The following is a 24,579-nucleotide window of genomic DNA, read 5'->3' on the forward strand; positions in this document are numbered from 1 at the left end:
GAGAGCTATGGCTTTAACCTTGAAAAATGCGTCATGGTCGATCGGGGCAAATTCGTCCCGCAGCCATCATTTCTCTTTCCAGCTGAGCGCGGCGCAGGTGGCAGCGCGCCCCCTGTCGGTCAGCGTCACCCAGGATCGGCGCCGGTCGCATGGATCGTCCGACCGCTCGATCAGGCCGCGCTCCTCGAGGATGGCGATCATGCGGAGCGCCGTGGTCGGCGGGACGTTCGCGGCACCCGAGGCGCTGGTGATCGAGATCCGGCGCCCGTCAGCATCGGCGACGAGGAGGTCGAGGAGGATATCCCAGGCGGGTTCTCCGAACAGATCCATGTCCTTGCCGAACGCTGCGTCGCGTTGCCGTCTGGCGCGATAGACGGCGCGGGCGCGAACCGGGCCGATATCGGCGACAGCGGGCAAGCCGTTTGCCGGGACGTCCGCTGCGGCTAGCGAGACCTCTCCGACGAGCTGCTGCAGCTCGGCATGGACCGCGCCCAGCGCCCGGCTGAGATCATGAAAGCCGCGACGCGGCGTGGTTGGATAAGGATTGGACATCAGATCAATCTCCTGCCGCGCAGGCTCGCATGGCCGGTTGCGCCGATAATCATGTGATCATGGACCGTGATGCCGAGCGGCGCCGCCGCCCGGGCCAGGGTCCGGGTTGCCGCGATATCCGCAGAACTCGGTGTCGGATCGCCCGACGGATGGTTGTGAACCAGGATGAGGCCGGTGGCCTGAAGTTCGAGCGCCCGGTAGACGATGTCGCGCGGTGCGATCAGCGCCTCGGCATTGGTGCCGGTCGAGAGTCGCTCGTCGCGCAACAGGCGGTCCGCTGCGCCGAGAAACAGGCAGCGCACCGTCTCGACTCGTTCATGCGCCATGGTGAACCACAAATAGTCGTGTAGGTCCCGGTCGCTGGCGATGACTGGCCCCGTCTCAAGCCGGTTGCGAAGCGCGAAGTGCATCGCGCGCCGGTTATTCTCGATACAGGCGGTGGCGTCCGCCGAAGCGTCGAGCAGGCGAAGCAGCCGGTCCCGAGGTGCCGAGAGCGTTGCTGCAAGCGTCCCGAACTCGGTAATCAGCCGCTCGGCCCACAGCGCCGCCGCGTCTGAATCTACCGGTGCGAGGAGGTCCGCCAGGATGGATCGACCCCGGTCGCCTTTAGTCGAACCCGGTGCCGCCAGGTCCCGAGCACAAGGAGCAACAATTGCGGGTAGAGCCAGAACGCCAGCATCACGAGATAGGCGGTCCGGATAAGGCGCGGATCGGCGAGCTTGAGCAAATGGCCGAGCACCGACATGCCGTGAAAGACGACGATCCCCATTGGCCAGAAGCGGTTCGCACTGAGCGCAATCCCCGTAAAGGCTATCAGGATCGCCACGTCGAGGACGAACACTCGCGTTTCGACCCCGTAGAAACGGGTCGCGACCGGATTTAGCAGTACCGGCGTGATCGCGATACCGACGATCATCACGATCGCCACCAGCCTCTCCGGCGCCCCACCATGCGCGAGCGCGTAGAAAGAACTGGCGGTAAAAAGCCCATAATAGATGAAGAGGTGAAGCATGGTTACATGACGCCACGTCGATCGCTCCTCGTCAACTCAAGCTTGGCCGATCTCTGGCCGCTGGTCTCAGGCGACTACGCGGAGCGCTGCGCGATCTTCGCCTGAGGGCGCATCGACCGGCGGACACCCGGAGTCGCCATAGGCCGAAACACCCAACTCGGCCGGCAGTGCTGCGAGCATCGGGTGCACCTTGATGAGCGAGGCGCGCGTTTCGATCGAGAGCGTGACTGCCCGCGACATGGCGGCGATCGCGTCGAGGCCGACGCCGAGCGGCAGATTGCTGGCGCGGCGCACCTCGAGCATCGTGGCGACGCAGCGAGCAACGGCGATGGCAGCATCGTCCTGGGCCCGCTCGGCTGTCAGGAATTCCCCTTTTACCGCTTTTACCGCGGCTAGACGTTTGTTGAGCATGGCTATCCCCCTCTCGCGAACCAACGGTCCACGATTGATTTCATTCACCCCGGATCAGGTGATCAGTTGGTGTGGTAGACGATCGACTGAAGCGTGCGCTGGATCGACTCGACCGCAGCCGCTCCCATGAAAGCGATGATCGCAACGGCGAGCATGCCGGTCGCGATCCAGAAAAGGCGTTCCGCCGGTGTCAGGTCATTGCGATTCTCCCCCGAGCCGGAGAGGGGCCATCGGACCGGAGGAAAGCGCCCGGCGAGGGGAAAGGCGTAAGCCGCCCATCGCTCGCCAAATGCGCTGTCCCGAACGCGGTTCCCGATCCCACCCTCAACGTTGCTCGCCCCGTGTTGCGACGTGCCCAACCTGCTCGGATCGTGGGGAAATTCGACCCCGAAAGGATAACCGGTTACGCTTTCGGGGGCATCGGGATGCTCGGTCGCATGAAGCTGGCGGGCCGCTTCGAGGCTGCTCGTCGCGCCCAGCTTCCGCATCGCCTGCTGGAGGTGACCGTTGACGGTGTGGTGCGATATGCCGAGCTCGCGCCCGATTTCCTTCGGCCTGAGGCGCGCGAACACCAGGCGAAGGCACTGCCTTTCGCGCTCAGTCAGCGCTTCTCGCGGGTCGTCATTCGCGGCAGCCGGCATTTCGTCGGAATATGATTATTGCACCAAAAAGGACATTATTTTCTCGGATAGGCGAGTCTGGGCATTTGACCGGACGCACAGCCATCTTCACTCTGTGTCGACGATCCTGGAAATGGGACGAGACGATATGCCATTGTCAACGGAGCGGGAGCAGGCACCGACAGACGCGGAACGCCGTCTCGAAATCCTCGATCTGATCGCCAGCCTCGAACGGTCGCTGGCGGCGGCCGATCATCTCGGGCTTTCGACGGTCGGCATCAGGCTCGACCAGGCGCTACTGGCGTTGAAGCGCGAATTGCCGGCCGAGCCCGGCCATGTGCGCGGTCCGACCAGCCTCAACGAATCACGGAAAGGCTATCAGGCCTGAGAATTCGGGTCCGGCCGGGCCCGCTATTTCTTCCGGTAGCGGTTCGCGTAGAGCAACGCAGCGACCACCGCCGCCGACCCGATCCCGAGGCCTAGGGTTGCGAGCGGCCAGCGTTTCGCCCTTGCCGCGTCGTCAGTCGCCGCAGCCGCCGCGCGTTGTTCCTTGGCGGCAAGCGTCTCGGAAACGATTTCGTTGGCGATTTCGTTGGCGGCATCCTGGTCGTCGGTCGGCAAATCACTCTCCCTTGGGCAATCCATAGTCTCGCCTGAACCCGTCGGCAAAGGCGGTGATCCGGCGATTCGCTATCGCGTCGCGAAGATCGGCCATCAAGAGCTGATAAAAATAGAGATTATGCTCGGTCATCAGCATCGCCCCCAATATCTCGCCCGCGCGAACGAGATGGTGGAGATAGGCACGGCTCCAGCCGGCGCAGACCGGGCAGGGGCAGGCAGGATCAAGTGGTCCGCTATCCTCGGCGAATTTCGCATTGCGGATGTTGATCGGCCCGGTTCGGGTGAAGGCTTGTCCGGTGCGGCCCGAGCGCGTCGGCAACACGCAATCGAACATGTCGATTCCGCGCTCGACCGCGCCGACGATATCGTCGGGCTTGCCGACGCCCATCAGATAGCGCGGCTTGTCGGCCGGGAGCTGGCCGGGCGCGAAATCGAGGCAGCCGAACATCGCCGCCTGCCCCTCGCCGACCGCGAGACCGCCCACCGCATAGCCGTCGAAGCCGATGTCGATCAGCGCCGCTGCGCTGTCGCCGCGAAGCGTCTGGTCGAGCGCCCCCTGCTGGATGCCGAAGATCGCCGCACCCTCGGCATGCGCGCCGCCGCCATCGAACGCATCGCGGCTGCGCTTCGCCCAGCGCATCGAGCGCGCCATCGCTGCGGCCTGAACCTCGGGGGTGGACGTGGTCGGCACCAGTTCGTCGAACGCCATCACGATGTCCGAGCCGAGCAGCCGCTGGATCTCGATCGAGCGCTCGGGGTTGAGGGTGTGGCGCGATCCGTCGAGATGGCTCCTGAAGGTCACCCCGTCTTCGGATCGGGTGGTGAGGTCCGACAGGCTCATCACCTGATAGCCGCCCGAATCGGTCAGGATCGGCCGGTCCCAGCCCATGAAGGCGTGCAGGCCGCCCAGTCGCGCGACCCGTTCGGCGCCGGGCCGCAGCATCAGGTGATAGGTATTGCCGAGGATGATGTCGGCGCCGCTCGCGCGTACATCGGCCGGCTTCACCGCCTTGACGGTGGCGGCGGTGCCGACCGGCATGAAGGCCGGCGTGCGGATCGTGCCGCGGCGCATCGCGATGGTGCCGGTGCGCGCCTTGCCGTCAGTGGCCGAGATGGTGAAGTCGAAGCGGGGAGCCATGGCCGGTCTCCTAGCGTCGCGGCGTGGCAGCTGTCGACACGCATCGCTCGCGCGCCCTATGCGTTGGCGGGTGATGGCGGATGAACGGGACGAAAAGCTGCGCGCCCTGGCGCTGCACCGGGGACTGAAGCTCCGCAAGTCACGGCGGCGCAAGGCCGGCGGCGATTTCGGGCTTTATGGTCTCGAGGATGCAGGCGGCAAAGCGGTGCTGGGGATCGGCGAGAAGGGGCTGGAGGCGACCGGGGACGAAATCGAGGCGTGGCTCCGCGATGCGGCGCGTTCGACCTGGAAGAGCTCGGCGGGCATGGTCAAGGCGCGAAAGAAGGCGACGCCTGCCGAGCCCGAGCCCGAGCCCGAGCCCGAGCCGGAACCCGAGCCAAAGCGGCTCGCCGTTCCGAAGCCAAAGCGTCAACCCAAGCCGAAAGCAAAGCCCAGGCCGAAACTCGCTGTCAGCAACCTGTTCGCGAAGCTCCCGGCGGCGCGTCGGGCGGAGGTCTTCACGACGTTGCTCGAACAGTCGGGCGTGCGCATCGAGCGGATCGTCTCGCGGGGACAGGCGACGCCCGAGGACGAGCCGATGATCCAGGAGCAGGATGAATGGGTCGTGTTGCTCAAAGGAGAAGCGGGGATTCGGGTCGAGGAGTCGGCGACCGCGACGTTGCTGCCCGGCGATCACCTGATGATCGCCGGCGGACAGCGGCATTGGGTGACCTATACCGCGAAGGATGAGCCAACCGTGTGGCTGGCGGTGCATCTGGGATAACCTGTTTCCCCTTTCCCGGCGCAGACCGGAGCCCAGTTGGAAAGGTTGGAGTGAAGAGGCTCAACGCTAACCAATCAGCCTTCCGAAACTGACCCGGCCTCCGCCGGGAAGAGCTTATTTAAGCGCCAGTTCCCAGATTTCCCCCTGTTCCGGGCGGCCGAATTCATGATGCACCTCGGTCGACACAATCCGGAAACCCGCGCCCGCATAAATGCGCCGCGCGCTTTCGAGCACGGTGTGAGTCCATAGCCTGAGCGTCGTGTACCCTGCCTCGCGCGCAAAGGAGACGCAGCGCGCGACGAGATCGCCGCCGATCCCCATGCCGCGCGCCCAGGGCTCGACATAGAGAAGCCTGAGCTGCGCAACCCCGTCGCCGGCATCGACGACGAACACCGATCCCGCCATCACGCCGCCGCTCTCCGCCACCCAGCACTGGTCTCGCCCATCGCGATAGTCGCGCAGGAAGCGGGCGGTCACTTCGCCGAGCAACACCTCCATCGGCGCGCCCCAGTCATTGCTCTCGCGATAGACGATCGCCTGGCGCGCCGTGATCATACCCATGTCGCCGGTCGTGAAGGTCCTGACTGTGTAGCCGCCCTTCGCCCCGTTCGAGAGCAGCCCCCGCGCGGTGTCGAGCGCGGTGACCAGCGTCCGCCGGTCGCTGTCGCCGAGCGGCCCGATCCGCGTCTCGAGCACGGCGCGCTGACGCGTATCGAGGTCGGCAAAGGCGGCGCGGCCAGTCGCGGTCAGCGCGATCGGCCGCCGCCGGGCATCCTCGCCGCGGCCGCGTTCGATCCAGCCCCGCGCCTCGAACTTGCGCAGCATCCGGCTGGCATAGCCGGCGTCGAGCCCAAGCACCTCCTGCAGCTCGACCGCGACCGGCTGGTCGCGGGTCGCGATCTCGTACAGCAACCGCGCCTCGGCGAGCGACATGTCGCTTCCCAGGAAGTGCGCATCGAGCGCGCCGGAGAAGTGCGTGTAGAAGCGATTGAAGGCGCGGAGCGAGAGCAGGGTCGTGTCCATCAGCACAGCCTGCAATCGATACTTGACTATGTCAAGTATCTCGGGCGACATTCAGCGTCCGCCGTCTTCCGACAGCACCAGCCGCACCACATCGTCCGGCGCCTCGAATACAGCATCCGGCTCGAGCCGCATCAGCGCTTCTCGGCTGGCATAGCCCCAGAACACCGCGCCGGCGGTGATGCCGGTCTTGCGGGCAGCGGTGATATCGCGCGTCTCGTCGCCGATCGAGATCACCTGGTGCGAGGCGAGGCCGGCGTTACGGAGCACCCGCCTGAACAATCGGGCCTTGCCGAACAGCGACGCCCCGCAGGCAAAGGTCTCGATCCGGGCCACATTGGCCGGCCCGAGCACTGCCCTGACATTGTTTTCAGCGTTCGAGCTGACGATCGCGATCCGTACGCCGTTCGCGGCAAGCGTTCCGATCAGCGCTTCAACACCCTCGAACAGGGCGATCCGGTCGATCTGCTCGGCCAGCAAGGTGCGGACATAGCGAGAGATCGCCGGGAGCTTCCAGCGCGGAATGCCGAGATACCGGATCACTTCGCGGCTGGAGAGCCCGCGCAGCATGTCGATCGCGTCGGCGCCGGGTTCGCGAAAGCGAAAACGGCGGGCGAGCTCGCCGGCGATCGACAGGAACCAGTCGCCACTGTTGGCGAGCGTGCCATCGAAATCGAAGATCACGAGGGAGTAGCGTGGACCGCCATCGCCTGAATCTCTCCCCGGCATGCGCTCAGGGCCGATCGCTGCCGGCACCGTGCCTGCCTTTCTTCCCGGATGGCCGGTCGCCGGTGGCGCTCGCCCGGATAGTGAGCAGCTCGGCGCGCGTCGCCGCGCCGTCCTTGTCGGTGTCGAACCGCGCGAACAGGATGGCGAACTGCGCCTGGAGCTCGGCGAGGGTGATTCGATTGTCGTTATCGGCATCGACGACGAAGGGGCTCGGTAGCGCGTTCCGGTCGCCGAGCCATTTGAGCGCCCAGTCGCTGTAGTCGATATAGCCGAGTGATCCCTTATGCGCCGTGTCGATCGCCTCGAAGCTGCGCGTGACGCAAGCCGTGAGCTCGTCGCGGGTGGTCTTGCCGTCGTCATTCGCGTCACAGGCGGCGATCATCATCGCCACCGGTTCAGCGACGATCGTCGCCGGCGGCTGACCAGTGGAGCCGCTGGCGACCGGCGGGCTGCCCTGCGCGCCGGGCGAGACGGGCAGCATCGTGCGCGTATTCTGTGCCGACGCAGATGTGGCAATCACGAGGATGGCGGCAAGGATCGGCATACGCATCGCGGGGAAAGCCTTTCAGGAACTGTCGTACCATAGTCATTGCGCGGTACCGGCACTCTGCCGATAATGCCCGCGCCGCGCTTCGGGGATGGGCATCCCGTATCCGGGGCGAGGGGACAAGAGATGGCCGAAAAAACCGCGTCGGACGAGGCCCTTTCGCCGAGGCGGGGCCTGTCGATGGGCCAGAAATATGTCGGCTTGAGCGTCACCCTGCTCCTGCTGATGCTGGCGGCCGCTGTCTATTCCTTCGTCCAGGCCAATCGGGCCAGCGATGAGACTCACCTCGGCAACGACGTGATCGAGCCGCTTGACCGCGAGCTGAGCGATCTCGCGCGGAACACATCGGGCGAGGCGCTCTCGGTCGAGCGGGCGCTGCGCTATGGCGGGCCGCAGATCAATGATCCGGTGCGCGCTAGGGAACAGCGAGGCCGGTTCGACGAGCAGTCAGTGCGTGTCGGGGCTGCCATCGCCAAGCTGGCCGGCCATATCGACGCCTATCAGGCCAGGACAGGCTATACTGACATTGCCGTGGCGCTTGGTCGGCTTGACCTCGAACTGCAGGCGGTGAAGCGCGAGCATCAGCGCTACCAGGAGTCGGTAAAGGCGCTGCTGAGTCCGGCGTCCGGCATGCGGCGCGACCAGATCGGCGTGCTCGAAGCGCATACCCAGCAACAGGAAGTCGCGCTGATCGCCGCGGTCGAGCGCCTGACGGCCGAGACCGGCAAGCTCGCCGTGATGAGCGAAGCCGGGGAAGGCAGGAGCATTTCCCGCTCGAAGCTGGCGTCACAGGAAAATCTGCTCCTGGCGATCGTCGCCTTCCTCGCCGGCTCCCTGCTGTCGCTCCTGTTCACCCGTCGCATGGTGGGGCGTGTCCACCGCCTGATCAGAGGCACCCATGAAGTCCGGCGCGGCAATCTCGATGTGAGCCTGCCGGCCACGGCGGGCGACGAGATCGAGCAGCTGACCAATGCCTTTTCGGCGATGGTCGACGAATTGCGCAGCAAGGTGACGATGCGCCAGACTTTCGGCAATTACCTTGATCCACGCGTGGTCGACCGGTTGCTCGGTGAGGATCGCGCAGTGCTCGAGGCGGGCGAGCGGCGGAACATGACTGTCTTCTTCGCCGATCTCCAGGGGTTCAGCGCGATCTCGGAAACCCTGACGCCGACCGCTTTGGTCAAGCTGATCAACCGCTATCTCTCGCTCGTATCGGAGCCGATCCATGAGCATCAGGGCGTGATCGACAAATATATCGGCGATGCCGTGATGGCCTATTGGGGTGAACCCTTCACCCAGGGCGACGCTGCGCTGGGCGCCTGCCGCGCCGCGCTCGCCCAAAGGCAGCAACTGGAGGTGCTGCGGGTCGAACTGCCAGAATTGCTCGGCCTGCGGCGCGGCGCTCCCGAAGTGAAAGCCCGGATCGGCCTTGCGACGGGCGATGTCGTCGTCGGCAGCATCGGCTCGTCGCGGTCCAAATCCTTCACGATCATGGGCGACACGGTCAATATCGCCTCGCGCCTCGAAGGGGCGAACAAGATCTACGGGACATCGATCATCGCCGACGAGGCGACGGTCGACCGGGTCCGCATGCATATCGAAGTGCGCGAGCTCGACATGATGGCTGCTCTCGGCAAGAGCGAGTCGGTCAGGATCTTCGAGATTCTCGGGGAGAGAGGCGAGGTCGCGCCCGGCCTGCTCGACATGCGCGACCTGTTCGAAGCGGGGCTGGCGGCCTATCGGGCGGGTGATTGGAAAACGGCCGCCGGCCGATTCGCCGAGTGCCGGCGGATTGCGCCTGCCGACGTCCCTTCGCAGCTTTTCCAGGAGCGCGTCCGCGTCTTTCAGGAGACCCCGCCGGCTGCGGACTGGGCCGGAGTCTGGGTGAACGACATCAAATAGCAGATTATCGCGGCAGGAGCAGCGACGCATCCCCATAGCTGTAGAAGCGATAGCCATGCTCGATCGCGTGGGCGTACGCCGCCTGCATCCGCTCCCGTCCCATCAGCGCCGAGACCAGCATGAACAGGGTCGATCGCGGCAGATGGAAATTGGTGACCAGGCCGTCAACACCCCGGAAGCGGTATCCCGGGGTGATGAAGATCGCCGTATCCCCTTCGAACGGCCGGATCACGCCATCCGCACCGGCCGCGCTTTCGATCAGCCTGAGGCTGGTGGTGCCGACGGCGATGATGCGTCTCCCGGCGGCGCGCACGGCGTTGAGCCGCTCGGCGGTGGCGGCGTCGATCCGTCCCCATTCGGCGTGCATCCGGTGGCTGTCGGTATCGTCGGCCTTGACCGGCAGGAAGGTCCCGGCGCCGACATGCAGGGTCAGCGTCGCATGGCCGATTCCGGCCGAGTCGAGTGCAGCCATCAGGCCGGGCGTGAAGTGCAGCGCCGCGGTGGGGGCGGCGACCGCGCCCTTCTCGGCGGCGAACATGGTCTGATAATCCTCGGCGTCGCGCGCATCGGCTGGGCGGCGCGCGGCGATATAGGGCGGGAGCGGCATCCGGCCGGCGCGTTCGAGCAGCAGTTCGACCGGCTCGTCGCCGGCGAAGCTTAGTGCGAAGCTGCCATCCTCGCCGCGATCGCTGACGATCGCGCTGACGCCGGCGCCGAAATCGATGCTGTCGCTGTCGCGCAGCCGCCGTGCGTTGCGGATGAAGGCGCGCCAGCGCCGCGGCCCCTCGCGCTTGTGGAGAGTCGCGCCGATCCGCGCCCAAGGCGCGCTCTGCGCGCCGTCAAACTCACGGGCCCCGCGTGTCCCTTCGAGCTGGGCGGGGATGACGCGCGTGTCGTTGAACACAAGCAGGTCGCCCGCCCGGAGCTGGCCGGGCAGGTCGGCCACCATCAGATCACGGGTCGCATCGCCGTCTAGCACGAGCATCCGCGCCGAATCGCGTGGACTCGCCGGGCGGAGCGCGATGCGCTCGGCCGGCAGATCGAAATCGAAGAGATCAACCTTCATGCCCGTCGCCCCCTCGCCAGCGAGGGAAGCAGCCTATTTCTTCGGCGCAGCCTTGGCGGGTTTCGCCGGCGCCGGCTTCACCTTCACCACCATCGGCGCCGGCTTGGCGCCGGGCAGCGTCAGGTCAAGCGTCGGCACGGGCGCCACCTCGACCGGCGGCGGCGTATAGGCCGGTGGATGATCGGCCGCGATATAGGCATGGAGAATCTTCGTCGGGTGCGCCGGCGGCTCGCCGCGGGCGATCGCATCGACATATTGCATGCCGTCGATCACCCGGCCGAACACGGTATATTTATGATCGAGACTGAGGCGCGGCGCGAACATGATGAAGAACTGGCTGTTCGCGCTGTCCTCCTTGTCGCCTTCGCGCGCCGAGGAGACGGCGCCGCGGACATGCGGCAGGAAGTTGAACTCTGCCTTCATGTCGGGGAGGGACGATCCGCCGGTGCCGTCGCCCTTGGGGTCGCCGCCCTGGGCCATGAAGCCGTCGATCACGCGGTGAAAGGTGAGTCCGTCATAGAAATGCTGGCGGGTGAGCGTCTTCACCCGTTCCACCATCAGCGGCGCGGCATCGGGCCGCAGCCAGATGGTGACCCGGCCGCCGTCGGAAAGATCGAGATAGAGCAGATTCTCGGGGTCGGTCTGCGATGGCAGGGGCGCGCGCCCCGTTATCTGGACGTCCATGATCTGCGCCGACGCGGGCCCAGCGAGAAGGGCGGATACACACAAGATCAGGCTGGCAATAAAACGCATCACGTCCCCACAGGTTCGGCCAGCAAGGGCCCGGGTATACAAGGGCGCTTAGAGCAAATCCGCGCTTGCGCCAATCTGAACGTCCCCACTCGAAAACCGGTCATCCGACCCAAGAGTGGCGCTCGTGTGGCAAAGCGGCGAATTGGCGTTTCAGCTCCCCTTGCGGCCAATCACTTTGACCCGCGCCGCCATGTCAGCCGCGACGGCGGGCGTCACGAAACGGTCGATCGGGCCGCCATAAAGGGCGATTTCCTTGACCAGCCGGCTCGCGATCGGCTGCAGCGAGACATCGGCCATCAGGAAGACAGTCTCGACGCGCGGATTGATCTGCTGGTTCATCCCCGCCATCTGATATTCATATTCGAAATCGGCGACTGCGCGCAGGCCGCGGATGATCACCCTCGCGCCCTCGCGCTCGGCGAAATCCATCAGCAGCGAATCGAAGCTGACGACATGGATCTCGCCGCCGATTCCGGCCACCTCGCGCTGGACCATCGCCATCCGCTCGTCGATGTTGAACATCGGCGATTTGCTCGGGTTGGTGGTCACGCCGATCACGAGCCGGTCGACGAGCTTCGCGCCGCGCCGGATGATATCCATATGGCCAAGCGTGACGGGGTCGAAGGTGCCGGGATAGACGCCGGTGCGGGTAGTCATGACGGGCTTTTCCCCTTGTCCTTCGGCACGATATCTCGAAGGCTCACCGGTCGCGTTCCAGCGTGAACCGGGCGATGTCACGCAGCAGATCCGCTTCGGGGCCGAAGCTCTGGAGGTGCTGGATTGCCTGGTCGACGAGCATCCGCGCCTGTTCGCGCGCGCGGGGCAGGCCGAGCAGCGACAGAAAGGTTTCCTTGCCCGCGCCTTCGTCCTTGCCCAGCTTCTTGCCCACCGCCGCTTCGTCGCCCTCGACATCGAGAATATCGTCGGCGATCTGGAAGGCGAGGCCCAGGTCGCGCGCATAGCCGCGCAAGGGGATTCGTCCCTCGGGCGGCACCCGGCCCAGGATCGCGCCCGCTTCGACCGAGCAAGCGATCAACGCGCCGGTCTTCATCGCCTGCAGCCGCGTGACGGTCGGCAGGTCGAAGCTCGTTTTTTCCGCCTCGATGTCCATCATCTGCCCGCCCGCCATGCCCGAGGGCCCTGCCGCGCGGGCGAGATCGAGCACCAGTTCGGCGCGGACGAAAGGGTCGGGATGCGTGGCGGGATCGGCCAGGATCTCGAAGGCTAGCGCATGCAGCGAATCGCCCGCGAGGATCGCGGTCGCCTCGCCGAATATCTTGTGCGCGGTAGGCTTGCCGCGGCGCATATCGTCGTCATCCATTGCCGGCAGATCGTCATGGATCAGCGAATAGACATGGATGCATTCGATCGCCGCCGCGGCGCGGCCGGTGCAGTCGCGATCCACCCCGAACAACCGGGCGGTTGCGAAAACCAGCAGCGGACGCAGCCGCTTGCCGCCGCCGATCGCCGAATGGCGCATCGCCCGATACAGATCGGCGCGGGGATCGTCCGGAACCGCGAGGAAGACATCGAGCCGACGATCGATATCGGCACCGACCTGGCTCAGCGCAGCCTGGAGCGACAGGGATGCAGCCGCCATCGGATCAGCCGGCGGCAAAGGGCTGGGTGCCTGTCGGCCGGCCCTCGCCGTCGAGCCTGATCGCCTCGATTCGCGCCTGTGCCGCATCGAGCCGGTCGGCGCATCGCCGCCTGAGTTTGTCGCCGCGCTCGTACAGGCCGATTGCTTGGTCGAGCGGCGCATCGCCACTTTCGAGCCGCGAGACAATTGCCTCGAGCTCTTTCAGCGCGTCCTCGAAAGACAGCTCTTCAACGGGAGTATCCATCGGCCCGCTATGCGGCACGCGGGCGAGGGGGGTCAAGAAGGGGTAGCATGGCCGCCCGCATCGCACGGGATGCGACGCCTTGTCAGGAGTGCGAAGCCTCGGCCATGACCTCGGCGACGAGATCCTTGCGGCTCAGCTTGCCGATCATCGTTTTCGGCATGGTCAGCCGAATCACGACCTGATCCACCCGCTCGTGCCGCCCAAGCTGCGGATTGAGCCAGTCGCGCAGCTCATCCGCGGTTGCGGCGGCGCCATCGTTCAGCGTCACATAGGCACGGGGATGTTCGCCGCGATAGGGGTCAGGCAGGCCGATCACCATCGCTTCCTTCACCGCGGGGTGGTGATGGAGTACCGCCTCGACCTGGCTCGGGAATACCTTGAAGCCGGATACCGCGATCATGTCCTTCAGCCGGTCGACGATCTTGATGAAGCCGTCGCTGTCGATCGTGCCGACATCGCCGGTGCGCAGCCAGCGCCCGCCCTGGGCGTCGGTGACGAACACCTCGACGTCGGCCTCGGGATGATTCCAATAGCCCTTCATAACCTGCGGCCCGGAGACGAGAATTTCGCCGGGTTCGCCTTCGGGCGCTGGCTGCGACGGATCGCCCTTGTCGACCAGCCGCACCCGCGTGCCCGGGATTGGCTGGCCGATCGTGCCCGATTTCCCTTCGCCTTCATACGGATTGGCCGAAATCACGCCCGAGCTTTCCGACAGCCCATAGCCTTCGACCACGGTCGCGCCGGTTGCCGCCTCGAACTTCGCCTTCAGCTCGGCGGGGAGCGGTGCCCCGCCGGAGATGCAGACCCTGAGCGACGAAAAGTCGGTCGCGCCGATCTTCGGATGGTCGAGCAGCGCCTGGTACATGGTCGGCACGCCGGGCAAGGCTGTCGCCTTGGTCCGGTCGATTGCTGCGAGCACCTGTCCCGCCTCGAAGCGCGGCAGCATCACGATGCAGCCGCCGTTGAGGACGGTTCGGTTGAGCACGCAGGTATTGGCGAAAACATGGAACAGCGGCAGCACGCCGAGGATTCGGTCGTGCATGTCCGGATGCGGGTCAAGCGCCATGACCTGGCGGGCATTGGCCGACAAATTCTGGTGAGTCAGCATTGCCCCCTTCGGCGTACCCGTTGTGCCGCCGGTATATTGGATCAGCGCAACGTCCTGCATCGGATCGATCGTCGGACTGGGGCAGGCGCCGTCATTGGCGATGAGCCGCGAAAAGGCGATGATCCTCGGGTCGTCCGGCCGTTTCGTCACCTCGCTGCGCTTGAACAGCCGGTACAGAACCGATTTTGCCGTCGGCAGCGCGCCCGCGACCGATCCGACCACCAGCCGTTCCAGCCTGCTCTCATTGAGCACCTTGAGCGCAGTCGGCAGCAGCGCGCTTGCCGAAAGGGTAAAGAGCAGCTTCGTGTCCGAATCGGCGACCTGATGCTCGAGCTCGGCCGCGGTATAGAGCGGCGAGAAATTCACCACCGTCGCGCCAAGCTTGAGAATGCCGTAATAGGCCGCAGCATAGTGAGGGACATTGGGCAGAAACAGGCCGATCCGGTCACCCGGCCCGTAGCCCAGAGCCTTCAGTCCCGCCGCGACCCGGTTGGCGCCGTCGCGCGTCTCGGCATAGCTGTAATGGCGGCCGAGAAAGTCGATCAGCGGCGCATCGCCGCCCCTCGACGTCGCACCGTCGAAAAGGTCGGTCATCGAAAGGGGCGGGAACGCGCTGTCCCAGCGCGTGGGGTGGCGATAGGAATCGTGCCAGGCGCTTTCGGGGTCGATCATTGACAGCGATGTAAGCAGGGCCTTCCCCGGGCGCAAGCCGAACTCAGCGAGCCGGCGCGAGCGTCAGGCCAGGCGCTTCGTCGTCCAGGTGACCAGCACCGTGATCGCGACCAGCCCCAGGTCGAACGCCGCCTGGAGGCGATGCGGCGCGCGATCGGCCTGATCATGCGTCAGGATACGGATGTCGGCAGAAGGATGACGTGCAGCGACGATCAGCAGCGCCGCTGCCGCCAGAATCAGGCCAAATCGACGATCACGCATGGGCGTTCCTTCCGCCCGTTCACCATAAGCGCCGACCGGGGCCGCGGCAAGCGAAGGTCAGGCCGCGATCTGGCCCGTCGTCACCGTGCCGCGCACCCGATCGCGTCCCGCCGCCTTGGCCTCGAACAGGGCCAGATCAGCGCAGCGGTAGAGCGTTTTCCAGTCGGCCTCCCTCGCCAGCGGTCCGGTGGAAGCGCCGATGCTCGCGGTTACCGAAATATCGAACGGCATCCGCCCGGCGCGAAGCCGCGCCAGGATATCCTCGGGCTCGACTGCAAGGGCCGCGGCGGTCACGATCGCGAATTCCTCGCCGCCGATGCGGGCGACCAGTGCTTCCGGCGGAACCGAGTTGCGCAGCGTCCGCGCGAACACACGCAGCACTTCGTCGCCACCGTCATGGCCGATCGTATCGTTGACGCGCTTGAAATGGTCGATATCGGCGAGGAGGAGAGTCTGCTCTCCCTCGCGCCCGATCGCGCTGCGCAGGAAGGCGCGGCGGTTGAGCAGCCCGGTCAGCGGATCAGTATCGGCGAGCAATCGCGCTGCAATCTCCTGCGCGCGCGCTTCGTCGCGCTCGCGGCTCAGCAAGCGGATCCGGTAGGCAATCGCCAGGCTCGAAAACAATGCCTCGACCGTCATGGTCACGATCGTCGAATTGTCGAGCCAGAAGCTCCAGGGGATTGCGTGCAGTGCGTTCGCCACCCGGAAGCAGGCGAGGATGATCGGGGCCGCCCACGCGATCGCGAACATCCACAGATAATTGCTCCGGGTCTGCCAGCCGCGCCAAAGGATCGGTACGACAATCGCGAGCTGGGTGATGAAGGCGACGGAGAAGACCTTGTCGAGCAGCGTGATCTGCCACGGCGCCAGCGTCACCAGCATCAGGACCGTGACGAGCATCGCGCCGCAAACCATATTGCTGGCGTGGGTGAGCCATCCCGCAAAGACGCGTGGCTCGAAGAAGCTGCGCGCGAACAACATCGCCGCCGTCGCCGACAGCCCCAGCATCGCATAGTTGATCCGCAACCGGTCATTGTTGACGATGTCGGGCCAGGCCCAGGCCAGCGCCCCCGAAGACGAGATGGCGTAGATCAGCAAGCTCAGGAGCATGGCACAATAAGCGAGCTGAAATCGGTATCGGAGCGCCCCCCAGAGCGCGAGGTTATATGTCAGCAGGGCGATGCATAGTCCGACGAAGCCGGCATAGATCACGCCCATCAAGAGGTTCGCATCGGCACTTTCGGCCGGCGTGGCGATTCTCGCCCCGTTCAGGATACCGCGCAGATTCGCCGCCCCCTCGACGTGCCAGAGCAGCCGGACGAGCGGTGACGATCGTGCGGGCAGGCCGCGCTCGATGATTGCGCCGAGCTGCAGATGGCGGGTCGCCGCCTTCCCGTCCGTTACCGCGGAGACGATCGCGCCATCGGCGTAGCGGGCATAGAGAGTCACGCGCTCCTGCCACAGGCTGCCGATGCGGATATCGGCTGGGCCGGTGACGCTGACAGGCTCCGAGAGCACCCAATAATCGCCGGAACCCATTGTGGTTTGCCGCGTCTTGCAATCGAAGCGGTCGGCCTGGCCGAACAACGTCCCAGGCTTCATGTCGGGCGCCGCGGGTGTGACGCATACGGCGACCGCGCGCCCGACGACGCCGACTTGCGCCGCCGCTGGCGCCGCGCCGATACCCGCAAAGGCGATCAGCGCGCCGATCAGCGCGAATAATATGGGTGCCCCCGCTCTTGGCATGGCTGCGGATGTAGGCCGCAGATGCCAAACAGAAGGTAAAAGTCGCTCCCTCCGGTGAAATTATCCGCCCGGAGGAGTCGCGATGCGAAACGGGCCGGGGCGGTTGAGTCCGTCCCGGCCCGATCGATCATTTTGCCGCCGTCTTGTCCGGGTCGGTACGGGTCGGTGCCGGCTCGCCGCCCTTGCCCTTCTTCCTCGGCTTTTTGGGTGGCGCCGAGACGATCTCGAAGGCGAGTGCTCCATCCTTGAGCTTGACGCTCACCTCGCCGCCATGGACGAGCTTGCCGAACAGCAATTCCTCGGCAAGCGGCTGCTTGATCTTCTCCTGGATCAGCCGCCCCATCGGCCGCGCGCCATACAGCTTGTCATAGCCCTTGGTGGTCAGCCACGCCTTCGCCTCGTCGTCGAGGCTGATATGGACGTTGCGGTCGGCCAGCTGCAGCTCGAGCTGGAGGATGAACTTCTCCACGACGCGCGCGACCACCTCGGTCGGCAGGTACGAGAAGGGCACGATCGCATCCAGCCGGTTGCGGAACTCGGGCGTGAACATCTTCTGGACCGCCTGCTCGTCCTCGCCCTCGCGGGTGAGGTTGCCGAAGCCCAGAGTCTCGCGCGCCATGTCCGACGCGCCGGCATTGGTCGTCATGATCAGGATGACGTTCCTGAAATCGACGGTCTTGCCGTGGTGGTCGGTCAGCTTGCCGTTGTCCATCACCTGCAACAGGATGTTGAACAGGTCCGGATGCGCCTTCTCGATCTCGTCGAGCAGCAGCACTGAATGCGGCTGCTGGTCGACTGCGTCGGTCAGCAAACCACCCTGATCATAGCCGACATAGCCGGGAGGGGCGCCGATCAGCCGCGAGACCGAGTGGCGTTCCATATATTCCGACATGTCGAACCGCTGGAGGGGGATGCCCATGATCGACGCCAGCTGGCGCGCGACCTCGGTCTTGCCCACGCCGGTCGGGCCGGTGAACAGGTAATTGCCGATCGGCTTGTCGGGATCACGCAGGCCCGCGCGGCTGAGCTTGATCGCCGAGCTGAGCTTCTCGATCGCGGCATTCTGCCCGAACACCACCCGCTTGAGATCGGTATCAAGGCTCTCAAGCGCCTTGGTGTCGTCGGCCGAGACCGATTTCGGCGGGATGCGCGCCATCGTCGCGATCACTGCCTCGATCTCGCGGGTGGTGATCGTCTTCTTGCGCTTGTTGATCGGCACCAGCATCTGCATCGCACCGACTTCGTCGATCACGTCGATCGCCTTGTCCGGCAGCTTGCGATCGTTGATGTAGCGCGCCGACAGCTCGACCGCCGACTTGATCGCATCGGGCGTGTACTTGACTGAGTGGTGCGCCTCGAAGGCAGTGCGCAGCCCGGTCAGGATCTTGATGGTGTCCTCGATCGTCGGCTCGTTGACGTCGATCTTCTGGAAGCGCCGCAGCAGCGCGCGGTCCTTCTCGAAGTGATTGCGGAATTCCTTGTAGGTGGTCGAGCCGATGCAGCGGATCGTGCCGCCCGACAAGGCCGGCTTGAGCAGGTTGGAGGCGTCCATCGCCCCGCCGCTGGTCGCGCCGGCGCCGATCACCGTGTGGATCTCGTCGATGAACAGGATCGCGTCGGGCAGCTTTTCGAGCTCGTTGACGACCGCCTTGAGCCGCTCCTCGAAATCGCCGCGATACCGCGTGCCGGCGAGCAGGGCGCCCATGTCGAGCGAATAGATGACGGCGGGCAGCAGCACCTCGGGCACGTCGCCCTCGACGATCTTGCGCGCCAGACCCTCGGCGATCGCCGTCTTGCCGACGCCCGGATCGCCGACATAGAGCGGGTTGTTCTTCGAGCGCCGGCACAGGATCTGCACCGTGCGATCGACCTCGGGGCCGCGGCCGATCAGCGGATCGACCTTGCCGTTCCTGGCCTTCTCGTTGAGATCGACGCAGAATTGCTTGAGCGCGCTCTCGCTCTTGCCCTTGCCGTCGTTCTTCGGCGATTTCTCCTCCTCGGCGCCCTTCACTTCGCGGGGTTCCGGGGCGGCGCCGCCCTTGCCGACGCCATGCGAGATGAAGCTGACGGCATCGAGACGGCTCATGTCCTGCTGCTGGAGGAAATAGACGGCATAGCTCTCGCGCTCGCTGAACAGGGCGACCAGCACGTTCGCGCCGGTCACTTCGTCGCGGCCCGAAGACTGGACGTGGAGGATCGCGCGCTGGACCACGCGCTGGAAGCCCGAGGTGGGCGAGGGGTCGGTCGCTGCGTCGACCTTCAGCGCCTCGAGTTCGGTATCGAGATAATGCGCGACGGTGGCCTTGAGTTCGCCGAGATCGACCCCGCACGAGGTCATCACCTTTGAGGCATGTTCGTCATCGACCAGCGCCAGCAGCAGATGCTCGAGAGTCGCATATTCGTGGCGTCGCGAGGACGCGGCTTCGAGCGCCTTGTGGAGGGTGGTTTCCAGCGCTGATGCGAAAGAAGGCATTAGGTTACTCCATGCGGGCCGCGACATAACGGGCGGCCCTTTCCTGCTATGTTGGAAGGCAGGTCGCCCGCATCAAGCACTTGACAGAAACCCCGGCCCGATCGGCATGCCGGAGCAAATATGCTCATCGCTTGAATAGTTCGTCTGCGCTTGCGCGGTGATTAACGGCGCGCTCCATTTTCCCACGCGTGCGGACCATTTCCGCCTCGAGCGCAGCGATGCGCGCCCCCAGCTCCGCCACCGACAACGGATCGAGATCCTGGCGCGCCAGTTCAGCGAGCGGATCGCCCGCTCTTTTCGGGAGAATCTCGTCCAGATCCATGAGAGCGAACGTTGACCGGTCGGCAAGCGATGTCAATAAGGCGCGCTATCAGGGGGCTGCCGACCAATGTACGAAATTCCGGATATGATGCGGGCGATCGACCCCGAGGCTCCGGGTGGGCCCGAGGTGCTGCGCATCGTCGAGCGGCCGGTGCCGAGGCCTGGCCCGGGCGAGGTGCTGATCCGCGTCGCCGCCGCCGGCGTCAACCGGCCTGAGGTAATGCAGCGCAAGGGCCAGTATCCGCCGCCGCCCGGCGCCCCGTCGATCCTCGGCATGGAAGTCTCCGGAACGATCGTCGCGGTCGGCGAAGGGGAACATCGCGAGGTGATCGGCCAGCCGGTCTGCGCGCTCATCTCGGGCGGCGCCTATGCCGATTTCGCGGTCGCGCCGTACGGCCAGTGCCTGCATGTTCCGGGGGCGCTGACGATGGTCGAGGCAGCGGCGATGCCCGAGACTCTCTTCACCGTCTGGACCAATTTGTTCGAACGCGGCTACGCGGCCGAGGGCGATGTGGTGCTGGTCCATGGCGGCACCAGCGGCATCGGCACGATGGCGATCGGCCTTGCCAATCTGTTCGGCCTGACGATCATCGTCACTGCCGGCTCCGACGAGAAATGCGCCGCCGCCAGGGCGCTGGGCGCCGATCATGCGATCAACTACAAGACTCAAGATTTCGTCGCCGAGGTGAAGACGATCACCGCCGGCAAGGGTGTTGCGGTGGTGCTCGACATGGTCGGCGGCGACTATCTGCCCCGCAACATGCAATGCCTCGCCGATGACGGCCGCCATGTCTCGATCGCGGTGCAGGGCGGGTTGACCGCGACGATCCCGATCTTCGAGATCATGCGCCGCCGCCTGACGCTGACCGGCTCAACCCTCCGTCCGCGCGACTCAGCCTTCAAGAGCCTCGTCGCCGATGAGCTCACGCGCACCGTCTGGCCGCATGTCGAGGCGGGCCGGCTGAAGCCGGTGATCGACCGGACCTATCCGCTTGCCGAGGCGCCGGCCGCCCATGAACGGATGGAAGCCGGCGATCATGTCGGAAAGATCGTGCTGGTGATGGAATAGCCGGGGGGCGAGCGCATGGCAGGTCAGAACCCTTTTCTCGCCGGTAAACATCCGACGATCAGGCGCGACGAGGCGATCAGGGCAGTGCTCCTGATCGTGATCGGATTGACCTTCGGAACCATTTTCCTGCTATCGGACCGGCCCCTCATCATCGGCGACCGCTCGGCTGTGGTGCGCGGGCCGGCGGTTACGGCGAGCGCTGCGTCAACGGGTTTCGTTCATGCCGTCGACGAATATGGCGTGCACATCCCCAAGGTCCGCCATGTTCCGCTCGTCACCCCAAGTGCCTTTGGAGGCCCTCCACGCGACCTGCCGGCGACGCCCGACGAGGTCAGGACTCTCCGCTACGGCTATTCGATCAACGAGCTCGATATCCTCGGCATGCCCTTCATTCCCCGCCGGCAATATGGCGTGCTGCTCTATTATGAAACGCCGGGTGAGTTCGTCGGCGTTCCCGCCGTCGATTATAATCTGCGGATGGCCGGCATCCCGGTCGCCGCGCCGCTCGGCGCCTGGGATTTTCCTCTCTGGCGTTATATCTGGGGCTGGCTTTTCCTCATCGCCCTGCTCGGCATCGGCTTTTTCGAGCTCGGCGCACTGCGCCGCCGGCGGGAAGCGCTCGGCATCATCTGATCGAAAAGCCAGGCTTATCGATCGCCCCGCACATTCGATTTGACCTGGCGTGCCGCGTGGCCATGAGGCTCGGATGAGCAGGGGAGCCGCCATGTCAGATCTGATCCTTCACGAATATGCCGCCTCGGGAAATTGCTACAAGATCCGCCTGACCGCGGCGCTTCTCGGTATCCCGATCGAACGCCGCGAATATGATATCATGAAGGGCGAGACCCGCTCTGCAGCGTTTCTGGACGGCGTCAACGCGAACGGCCGCATCCCGGTGCTCCAGATCGGCGACGATTATCTGCCCGAGAGCAATGCCGCCTGCTTCTATCTCGCTGACGGCTCGGCCCTGATCCCCGCCGATCGCTTCGACCGGGCCGACATGCTCCGCTGGATGTTCTGGGAGCAATATAATCACGAGCCCAATGTCGCGACTCTCCGCTTCTGGCGTCACTTCATCGGGGAGAGTGCGCTCAGCGAGGCCCAGCGCAGCCAGATCCCGGCGAAAGAGGCAGCCGGCAACGCGGCGCTCGCCCTGATGGACACCCATCTCGGCCGCACACCCTTCTTCATCGGCTCCCGGCCGACGCTCGCCGATATCGCGCTCTACGCCTATACCCATGTCGCCGAAGGCGGCGGTTTCGACCTGGGTGCCTACCCCCGGCTTGGCGCCTGGCTCGATCGGATTAGCGCGTTGCCCGGCTATAAAGCGATCGACGCCTAGCCCGCTGCGGCGTCGAGCGCCACGGGCCGGATGCTGCCTTCGTCAATCGATTTCGGAGTCTTTTCGAGTTGCCAGACGCGCACAGCACGATAGACGCGTCTGCCTGACCGATCAAAATCGGCTGTCCATCGCGGGAGAAGAGTGAACAGGCGACCGGCGCAACGGCTCGCGTTGCGCTGACCGATATGCTGGCTGATATGTCGTCTCGTTGATGGGGAAGTGCGCGCGTTGAATGTAGAGAAGTTGATGCACCGCAGCGTTCCCTTGTGGTTTCTGCTGTTCCTCGTCCTGAGCGGGCTGCTCGTCCTGATGGCCTTCGGCGCGCTGGTCGCCTATGCGTCGAGCGGGGGAAACCGGCTTTCGGCCCTGACCTCGCCCGCGCTCGCGATCGCCAATATCCCGCTCAACGCGGCACGGGCGGTGACGGCGCCCACCGAGCCGATCACCCATGAAAATCGGGAGGATCTGCCGGCGGGTTTCTGGCGCAATCCTCAATCCACCCTCGTGGACGACGGCTATGCGCTGATCTCGGGCTATGATGCGAAACGGAAGCGCTATCTCGTCGACCTCACCCGGCTGAGCGACGGCAAGGTCATGCACGAATATGCGCCGGATATTGCCGCGATCAACCGCCGCTCGCATATCGGCCCGTCGATCAATCTGGACGCCAATCATCCGCCCGCGCGCTACCGGATAACGCATCCGCTGCTGATGCCGGATGGCGGGATCGTCTTTCACAACAGTACGCCGCAGGTGCGCATCGATGCCTGCGGGCGCGTGCTGTGGACGTACGATGGAATCTTCGATCACTCCAATGAGCTCGATGCTGACGGCAATATCTGGACTCCCGACCAGCCCTTGACGTCGCGGCTTGCCCATGTCGGTCCCGCGTTCAGGGAAGATCTGATCACCAAATTTTCGCCCGACGGGCGTCTCCTCAAGGCTGAATCGATCGCGGCGATCCTCGAGCGAAATCACCTGGCCCGCCTGTGGCGATCGATCCCCTATACGAATGACCCGACTCATCTGAACGATATCCAGCCGGTCCTGCAGTCGGGCCCTTATTGGCAGAAGGGCGATCTGTTCATCAGCCTTCGCCATTTGTCGTTGCTCATGCTCTATCGCCCATCGACGGGCCGGATCCTGTGGTGGCAGCAGGGCCCCTGGAGCATGCAGCATGATGTCGACATCCTCGACGATCATCGCATCTCGGTGTTCGACAATGGCGTCCAATCCGGGCCCGATGGCCCGAACCCGCGGGCGACGAACGGTGACCATGTGGTGAACCACAATCGCCTCTATGTGTACGATTTCGCGACCGGAAAGGCCGAGTCGCCGTACGAGGCCGCTTTTGCCGCGCAGGATATCCGCACCGTTACCCAGGGCCTCGCCACGATGATGGGCAATGGCGATCTGTTCGTTGAGGAGACCAATTACGGTCGGTTGCTCCGCATGGCGCCCGACGGCACCGTCCGGTGGCGCTACATCACCGGCGGCCCCGGCGGCAAAAGATTCGAGCTTGGATGGAGCCGGTATCTCGATCCCAAGGCGGACGCGGCCGGGATCGCAGCCGCCGTGAATGCGCGATGCGGCTGACCGGGCAGGCAATTGTCCGGCTGACGCTGTAACCCCCCCGCCACGCGATCGGAATCAAACTGTCATAATGATCGGGCATAGCGCCGTCTCAACACGGGGCTTGCGGGATCACGGCATATGGACGCTGTCACCAGGATCGCGATGGACAACATCGCCGATTTCGCGAATTCGAAACCTGTCAGGCCGGAACGCCGGCTTGCCGAGCGGCGCCAGTACCGCACGATCTGGATTTCCGACATCCATCTCGGCACCCGCGGCTGCAATGCCGATATGCTCATCGACTTTCTCGATCATGTCGACAGCGAGCGCCTGTATCTGGTCGGCGACATCATCGATGGCTGGCGGCTGAAGAAGAAATTTTACTGGCCCGCCTCGCACAATGACGTAGTCTGGCGCCTGTTGAAGCGCGCCAAGCGCGGCACTGATGTAATCTATATTCCGGGCAATCATGACGAGATGATGCGCCAGTTCACCGGTCTCGATTTCGGCGGCGTCGCGATCCGCCGCAAGGCGATCCACGAGACTGTCGATGGCCGCCGCCTGCTCATCCTGCATGGCGACGAGTTCGATATCATCACGCTCACCCATCGCTGGCTGGCCCATGTCGGCGATGCCGCCTACGAATTCATGATGGCGCTGAATCGCTGGGTGAACGCCTATCGCCGCTTCTTCAACCTGCCCTATTGGTCCTTGTCGAAGCATGCCAAGGCCAAGGTGAAGAACGCAGTCGAGTTCATCTCCAACTATGAGGAAGTGATCGCCGAGGCGGCCGGCGCCCGGGGCGTCGACGGCGTTGTCTGCGGCCATATCCACACCGCCGAGTTCCGGGTCATCGACGGCGTCGAATATTATAATGACGGCGACTGGGTGGAGGGATGCACCGCGCTGGTCGAGCATTTCGACGGCCGGATGGAGTTGCTCCACTGGGCCGACGAGATCGCAGCGCGCGATCTGTCCGAGGCAAGCGCCACTGAGCCGGACGAGGCGGATATCGAGATGCTGGCGGCCTGAGC

28 protein-coding genes are annotated in these 24,579 nt (G+C 65.0%); 8 read left to right on the forward strand and 20 right to left on the reverse strand.

Annotation, left to right across the window (positions count from 1 at the left end):
* Positions 1-66: 66 nt before the first annotated feature.
* The 5 genes from ABD050_RS22230 to ABD050_RS22250 all read right to left on the reverse strand — a co-directional run bounded on the left by ABD050_RS22230 (position 67) and on the right by ABD050_RS22250 (position 2,616).
* Complete coding sequence (locus ABD050_RS22230; RefSeq protein WP_343891710.1) at positions 67-552, reverse strand: MarR family transcriptional regulator; 486 nt, start codon at positions 550-552, stop codon at positions 67-69.
* The gene (locus ABD050_RS22235; RefSeq protein WP_343891711.1) at positions 552-962 is read right to left on the reverse strand and encodes a JAB domain-containing protein; all 411 of its coding nucleotides are present in this window, start codon (positions 960-962) and stop codon (positions 552-554) included. The genes ABD050_RS22230 and ABD050_RS22235 overlap by 1 nt, the downstream gene beginning before the upstream one ends.
* Before the next feature lie 149 nt (positions 963-1,111).
* The gene (locus tag ABD050_RS22240) at positions 1,112-1,564 is read right to left on the reverse strand and encodes a hypothetical protein (RefSeq protein WP_343891712.1); all 453 of its coding nucleotides are present in this window, start codon (positions 1,562-1,564) and stop codon (positions 1,112-1,114) included.
* 66 nt (positions 1,565-1,630) lie between these two features.
* Positions 1,631-1,975, reverse strand: a complete 345-nt coding sequence (locus tag ABD050_RS22245) for a hypothetical protein (RefSeq protein ID WP_343891713.1) — start codon at positions 1,973-1,975, stop codon at positions 1,631-1,633.
* Between the two features lie 62 nt (positions 1,976-2,037).
* A complete protein-coding gene (locus ABD050_RS22250) occupies positions 2,038-2,616 on the reverse strand; it encodes a helix-turn-helix domain-containing protein (protein ID WP_343891714.1) in 579 nt (192 codons plus the stop codon).
* Between the two features lie 127 nt (positions 2,617-2,743).
* On the opposite strand from ABD050_RS22250, the gene ABD050_RS22255 reads away from it, so the two are divergent.
* Positions 2,744-2,983, forward strand: coding sequence for a hypothetical protein (locus ABD050_RS22255; protein ID WP_343891715.1), 240 nt, complete (start codon positions 2,744-2,746; stop codon positions 2,981-2,983).
* Positions 2,984-3,006: 23 nt separating this feature from the next.
* Here ABD050_RS22255 and ABD050_RS22260 read toward each other — a convergent pair whose 3' ends face one another.
* Both ABD050_RS22260 and tgt read right to left on the reverse strand, forming a co-directional pair.
* Positions 3,007-3,216 carry a hypothetical protein gene (locus ABD050_RS22260; protein WP_343891716.1) on the reverse strand — a complete coding sequence of 70 codons (210 nt, stop codon included), beginning with the start codon at positions 3,214-3,216 and terminating at the stop codon, positions 3,007-3,009.
* A gap of 1 nt (position 3,217) precedes the next feature.
* The gene (tgt, locus tag ABD050_RS22265; protein ID WP_343891717.1) at positions 3,218-4,354 is read right to left on the reverse strand and encodes a tRNA guanosine(34) transglycosylase Tgt; all 1,137 of its coding nucleotides are present in this window, start codon (positions 4,352-4,354) and stop codon (positions 3,218-3,220) included.
* 73 nt (positions 4,355-4,427) lie between these two features.
* Here tgt and ABD050_RS22270 point away from each other — a divergent pair, with 73 nt between their 5' ends.
* Complete coding sequence (locus tag ABD050_RS22270) at positions 4,428-5,117, forward strand: cupin domain-containing protein (RefSeq protein ID WP_343891718.1); 690 nt, start codon at positions 4,428-4,430, stop codon at positions 5,115-5,117.
* 114 nt (positions 5,118-5,231) lie between these two features.
* On the opposite strand, the gene ABD050_RS22275 is transcribed toward ABD050_RS22270, so the two are convergent.
* Genes ABD050_RS22275 through ABD050_RS22285 form a run of 3 tightly spaced genes read right to left on the reverse strand, consistent with a single transcriptional unit; the run spans position 5,232 to position 7,416 of the window.
* On the reverse strand, positions 5,232-6,140 hold the full coding sequence (locus tag ABD050_RS22275; protein ID WP_343891719.1) for a bifunctional helix-turn-helix transcriptional regulator/GNAT family N-acetyltransferase: 909 nt from the start codon (positions 6,138-6,140) through the stop codon (positions 5,232-5,234).
* 51 nt (positions 6,141-6,191) lie between these two features.
* Positions 6,192-6,893 carry an HAD hydrolase-like protein gene (locus tag ABD050_RS22280; protein ID WP_343891720.1) on the reverse strand — a complete coding sequence of 234 codons (702 nt, stop codon included), beginning with the start codon at positions 6,891-6,893 and terminating at the stop codon, positions 6,192-6,194.
* Positions 6,871-7,416, reverse strand: a complete 546-nt coding sequence (locus ABD050_RS22285) for an EF-hand domain-containing protein (protein WP_343891721.1) — start codon at positions 7,414-7,416, stop codon at positions 6,871-6,873. The genes ABD050_RS22280 and ABD050_RS22285 overlap by 23 nt, the downstream gene beginning before the upstream one ends.
* Positions 7,417-7,539: 123 nt before the next feature.
* Between ABD050_RS22285 and ABD050_RS22290 the strand changes: the two genes are divergently transcribed.
* The gene (locus ABD050_RS22290) at positions 7,540-9,315 is read left to right on the forward strand and encodes an adenylate/guanylate cyclase domain-containing protein (RefSeq protein ID WP_343891722.1); all 1,776 of its coding nucleotides are present in this window, start codon (positions 7,540-7,542) and stop codon (positions 9,313-9,315) included.
* A gap of 4 nt (positions 9,316-9,319) precedes the next feature.
* Here ABD050_RS22290 and queA read toward each other — a convergent pair whose 3' ends face one another.
* The 10 genes from queA to ABD050_RS22340 all read right to left on the reverse strand — a co-directional run bounded on the left by queA (position 9,320) and on the right by ABD050_RS22340 (position 19,560).
* Positions 9,320-10,381 carry a tRNA preQ1(34) S-adenosylmethionine ribosyltransferase-isomerase QueA gene (gene queA, locus ABD050_RS22295; protein ID WP_343891723.1) on the reverse strand — a complete coding sequence of 354 codons (1,062 nt, stop codon included), beginning with the start codon at positions 10,379-10,381 and terminating at the stop codon, positions 9,320-9,322.
* 33 nt (positions 10,382-10,414) lie between these two features.
* Positions 10,415-11,134 (reverse strand): peptidylprolyl isomerase, encoded by a 720-nt coding sequence (locus ABD050_RS22300; RefSeq protein WP_343891724.1) that lies wholly within the window; start codon positions 11,132-11,134, stop codon positions 10,415-10,417.
* A 150-nt stretch (positions 11,135-11,284) separates the two neighbouring features.
* Complete coding sequence (coaD, locus tag ABD050_RS22305; RefSeq protein ID WP_343891725.1) at positions 11,285-11,791, reverse strand: pantetheine-phosphate adenylyltransferase; 507 nt, start codon at positions 11,789-11,791, stop codon at positions 11,285-11,287.
* A 43-nt stretch (positions 11,792-11,834) separates the two neighbouring features.
* Positions 11,835-12,734 carry a polyprenyl synthetase family protein gene (locus ABD050_RS22310; RefSeq protein WP_343891726.1) on the reverse strand — a complete coding sequence of 300 codons (900 nt, stop codon included), beginning with the start codon at positions 12,732-12,734 and terminating at the stop codon, positions 11,835-11,837.
* A 4-nt stretch (positions 12,735-12,738) separates the two neighbouring features.
* Complete coding sequence (locus ABD050_RS22315) at positions 12,739-12,978, reverse strand: exodeoxyribonuclease VII small subunit (RefSeq protein WP_343891727.1); 240 nt, start codon at positions 12,976-12,978, stop codon at positions 12,739-12,741.
* 82 nt (positions 12,979-13,060) lie between these two features.
* Positions 13,061-14,758 (reverse strand): long-chain-fatty-acid--CoA ligase, encoded by a 1,698-nt coding sequence (locus tag ABD050_RS22320; protein ID WP_343891728.1) that lies wholly within the window; start codon positions 14,756-14,758, stop codon positions 13,061-13,063.
* A 63-nt stretch (positions 14,759-14,821) separates the two neighbouring features.
* Complete coding sequence (locus ABD050_RS22325; protein ID WP_343891729.1) at positions 14,822-15,019, reverse strand: hypothetical protein; 198 nt, start codon at positions 15,017-15,019, stop codon at positions 14,822-14,824.
* Between the two features lie 57 nt (positions 15,020-15,076).
* Complete coding sequence (locus tag ABD050_RS22330; RefSeq protein ID WP_343891730.1) at positions 15,077-16,765, reverse strand: GGDEF domain-containing protein; 1,689 nt, start codon at positions 16,763-16,765, stop codon at positions 15,077-15,079.
* 127 nt (positions 16,766-16,892) lie between these two features.
* A complete protein-coding gene (gene clpA / locus ABD050_RS22335; RefSeq protein ID WP_343891731.1) occupies positions 16,893-19,238 on the reverse strand; it encodes an ATP-dependent Clp protease ATP-binding subunit ClpA in 2,346 nt (781 codons plus the stop codon).
* Between the two features lie 124 nt (positions 19,239-19,362).
* Positions 19,363-19,560: a DUF1192 domain-containing protein gene (locus ABD050_RS22340; RefSeq protein ID WP_343891732.1), complete on the reverse strand. Its 198-nt coding sequence runs from the start codon at positions 19,558-19,560 to the stop codon at positions 19,363-19,365.
* Between the two features lie 66 nt (positions 19,561-19,626).
* Between ABD050_RS22340 and ABD050_RS22345 the strand changes: the two genes are divergently transcribed.
* The 5 genes from ABD050_RS22345 (at position 19,627) to ABD050_RS22365 (ending at position 24,577) form a co-directional block, all read left to right on the forward strand.
* Positions 19,627-20,628, forward strand: coding sequence for an NAD(P)H-quinone oxidoreductase (locus ABD050_RS22345; RefSeq protein ID WP_343891733.1), 1,002 nt, complete (start codon positions 19,627-19,629; stop codon positions 20,626-20,628).
* Positions 20,629-20,643: 15 nt separating this feature from the next.
* Entirely contained in the window at positions 20,644-21,261 is a 618-nt protein-coding gene (locus tag ABD050_RS22350; RefSeq protein ID WP_343891734.1) for a hypothetical protein, read from the forward strand.
* A 91-nt stretch (positions 21,262-21,352) separates the two neighbouring features.
* Complete coding sequence (locus ABD050_RS22355) at positions 21,353-21,970, forward strand: glutathione S-transferase family protein (RefSeq protein WP_343891735.1); 618 nt, start codon at positions 21,353-21,355, stop codon at positions 21,968-21,970.
* Positions 21,971-22,216: 246 nt separating this feature from the next.
* Positions 22,217-23,566: an arylsulfotransferase family protein gene (locus ABD050_RS22360; RefSeq protein WP_343891736.1), complete on the forward strand. Its 1,350-nt coding sequence runs from the start codon at positions 22,217-22,219 to the stop codon at positions 23,564-23,566.
* 117 nt (positions 23,567-23,683) lie between these two features.
* Positions 23,684-24,577 (forward strand): UDP-2,3-diacylglucosamine diphosphatase, encoded by an 894-nt coding sequence (locus ABD050_RS22365; protein ID WP_343891737.1) that lies wholly within the window; start codon positions 23,684-23,686, stop codon positions 24,575-24,577.
* Positions 24,578-24,579 lie beyond the last annotated feature (2 nt).

The organism is Sphingomonas oligophenolica (assembly GCF_039522915.1).
In the GTDB taxonomy this organism is placed as follows: Bacteria; Pseudomonadota; Alphaproteobacteria; order Sphingomonadales; family Sphingomonadaceae; genus Sphingomonas; species Sphingomonas oligophenolica.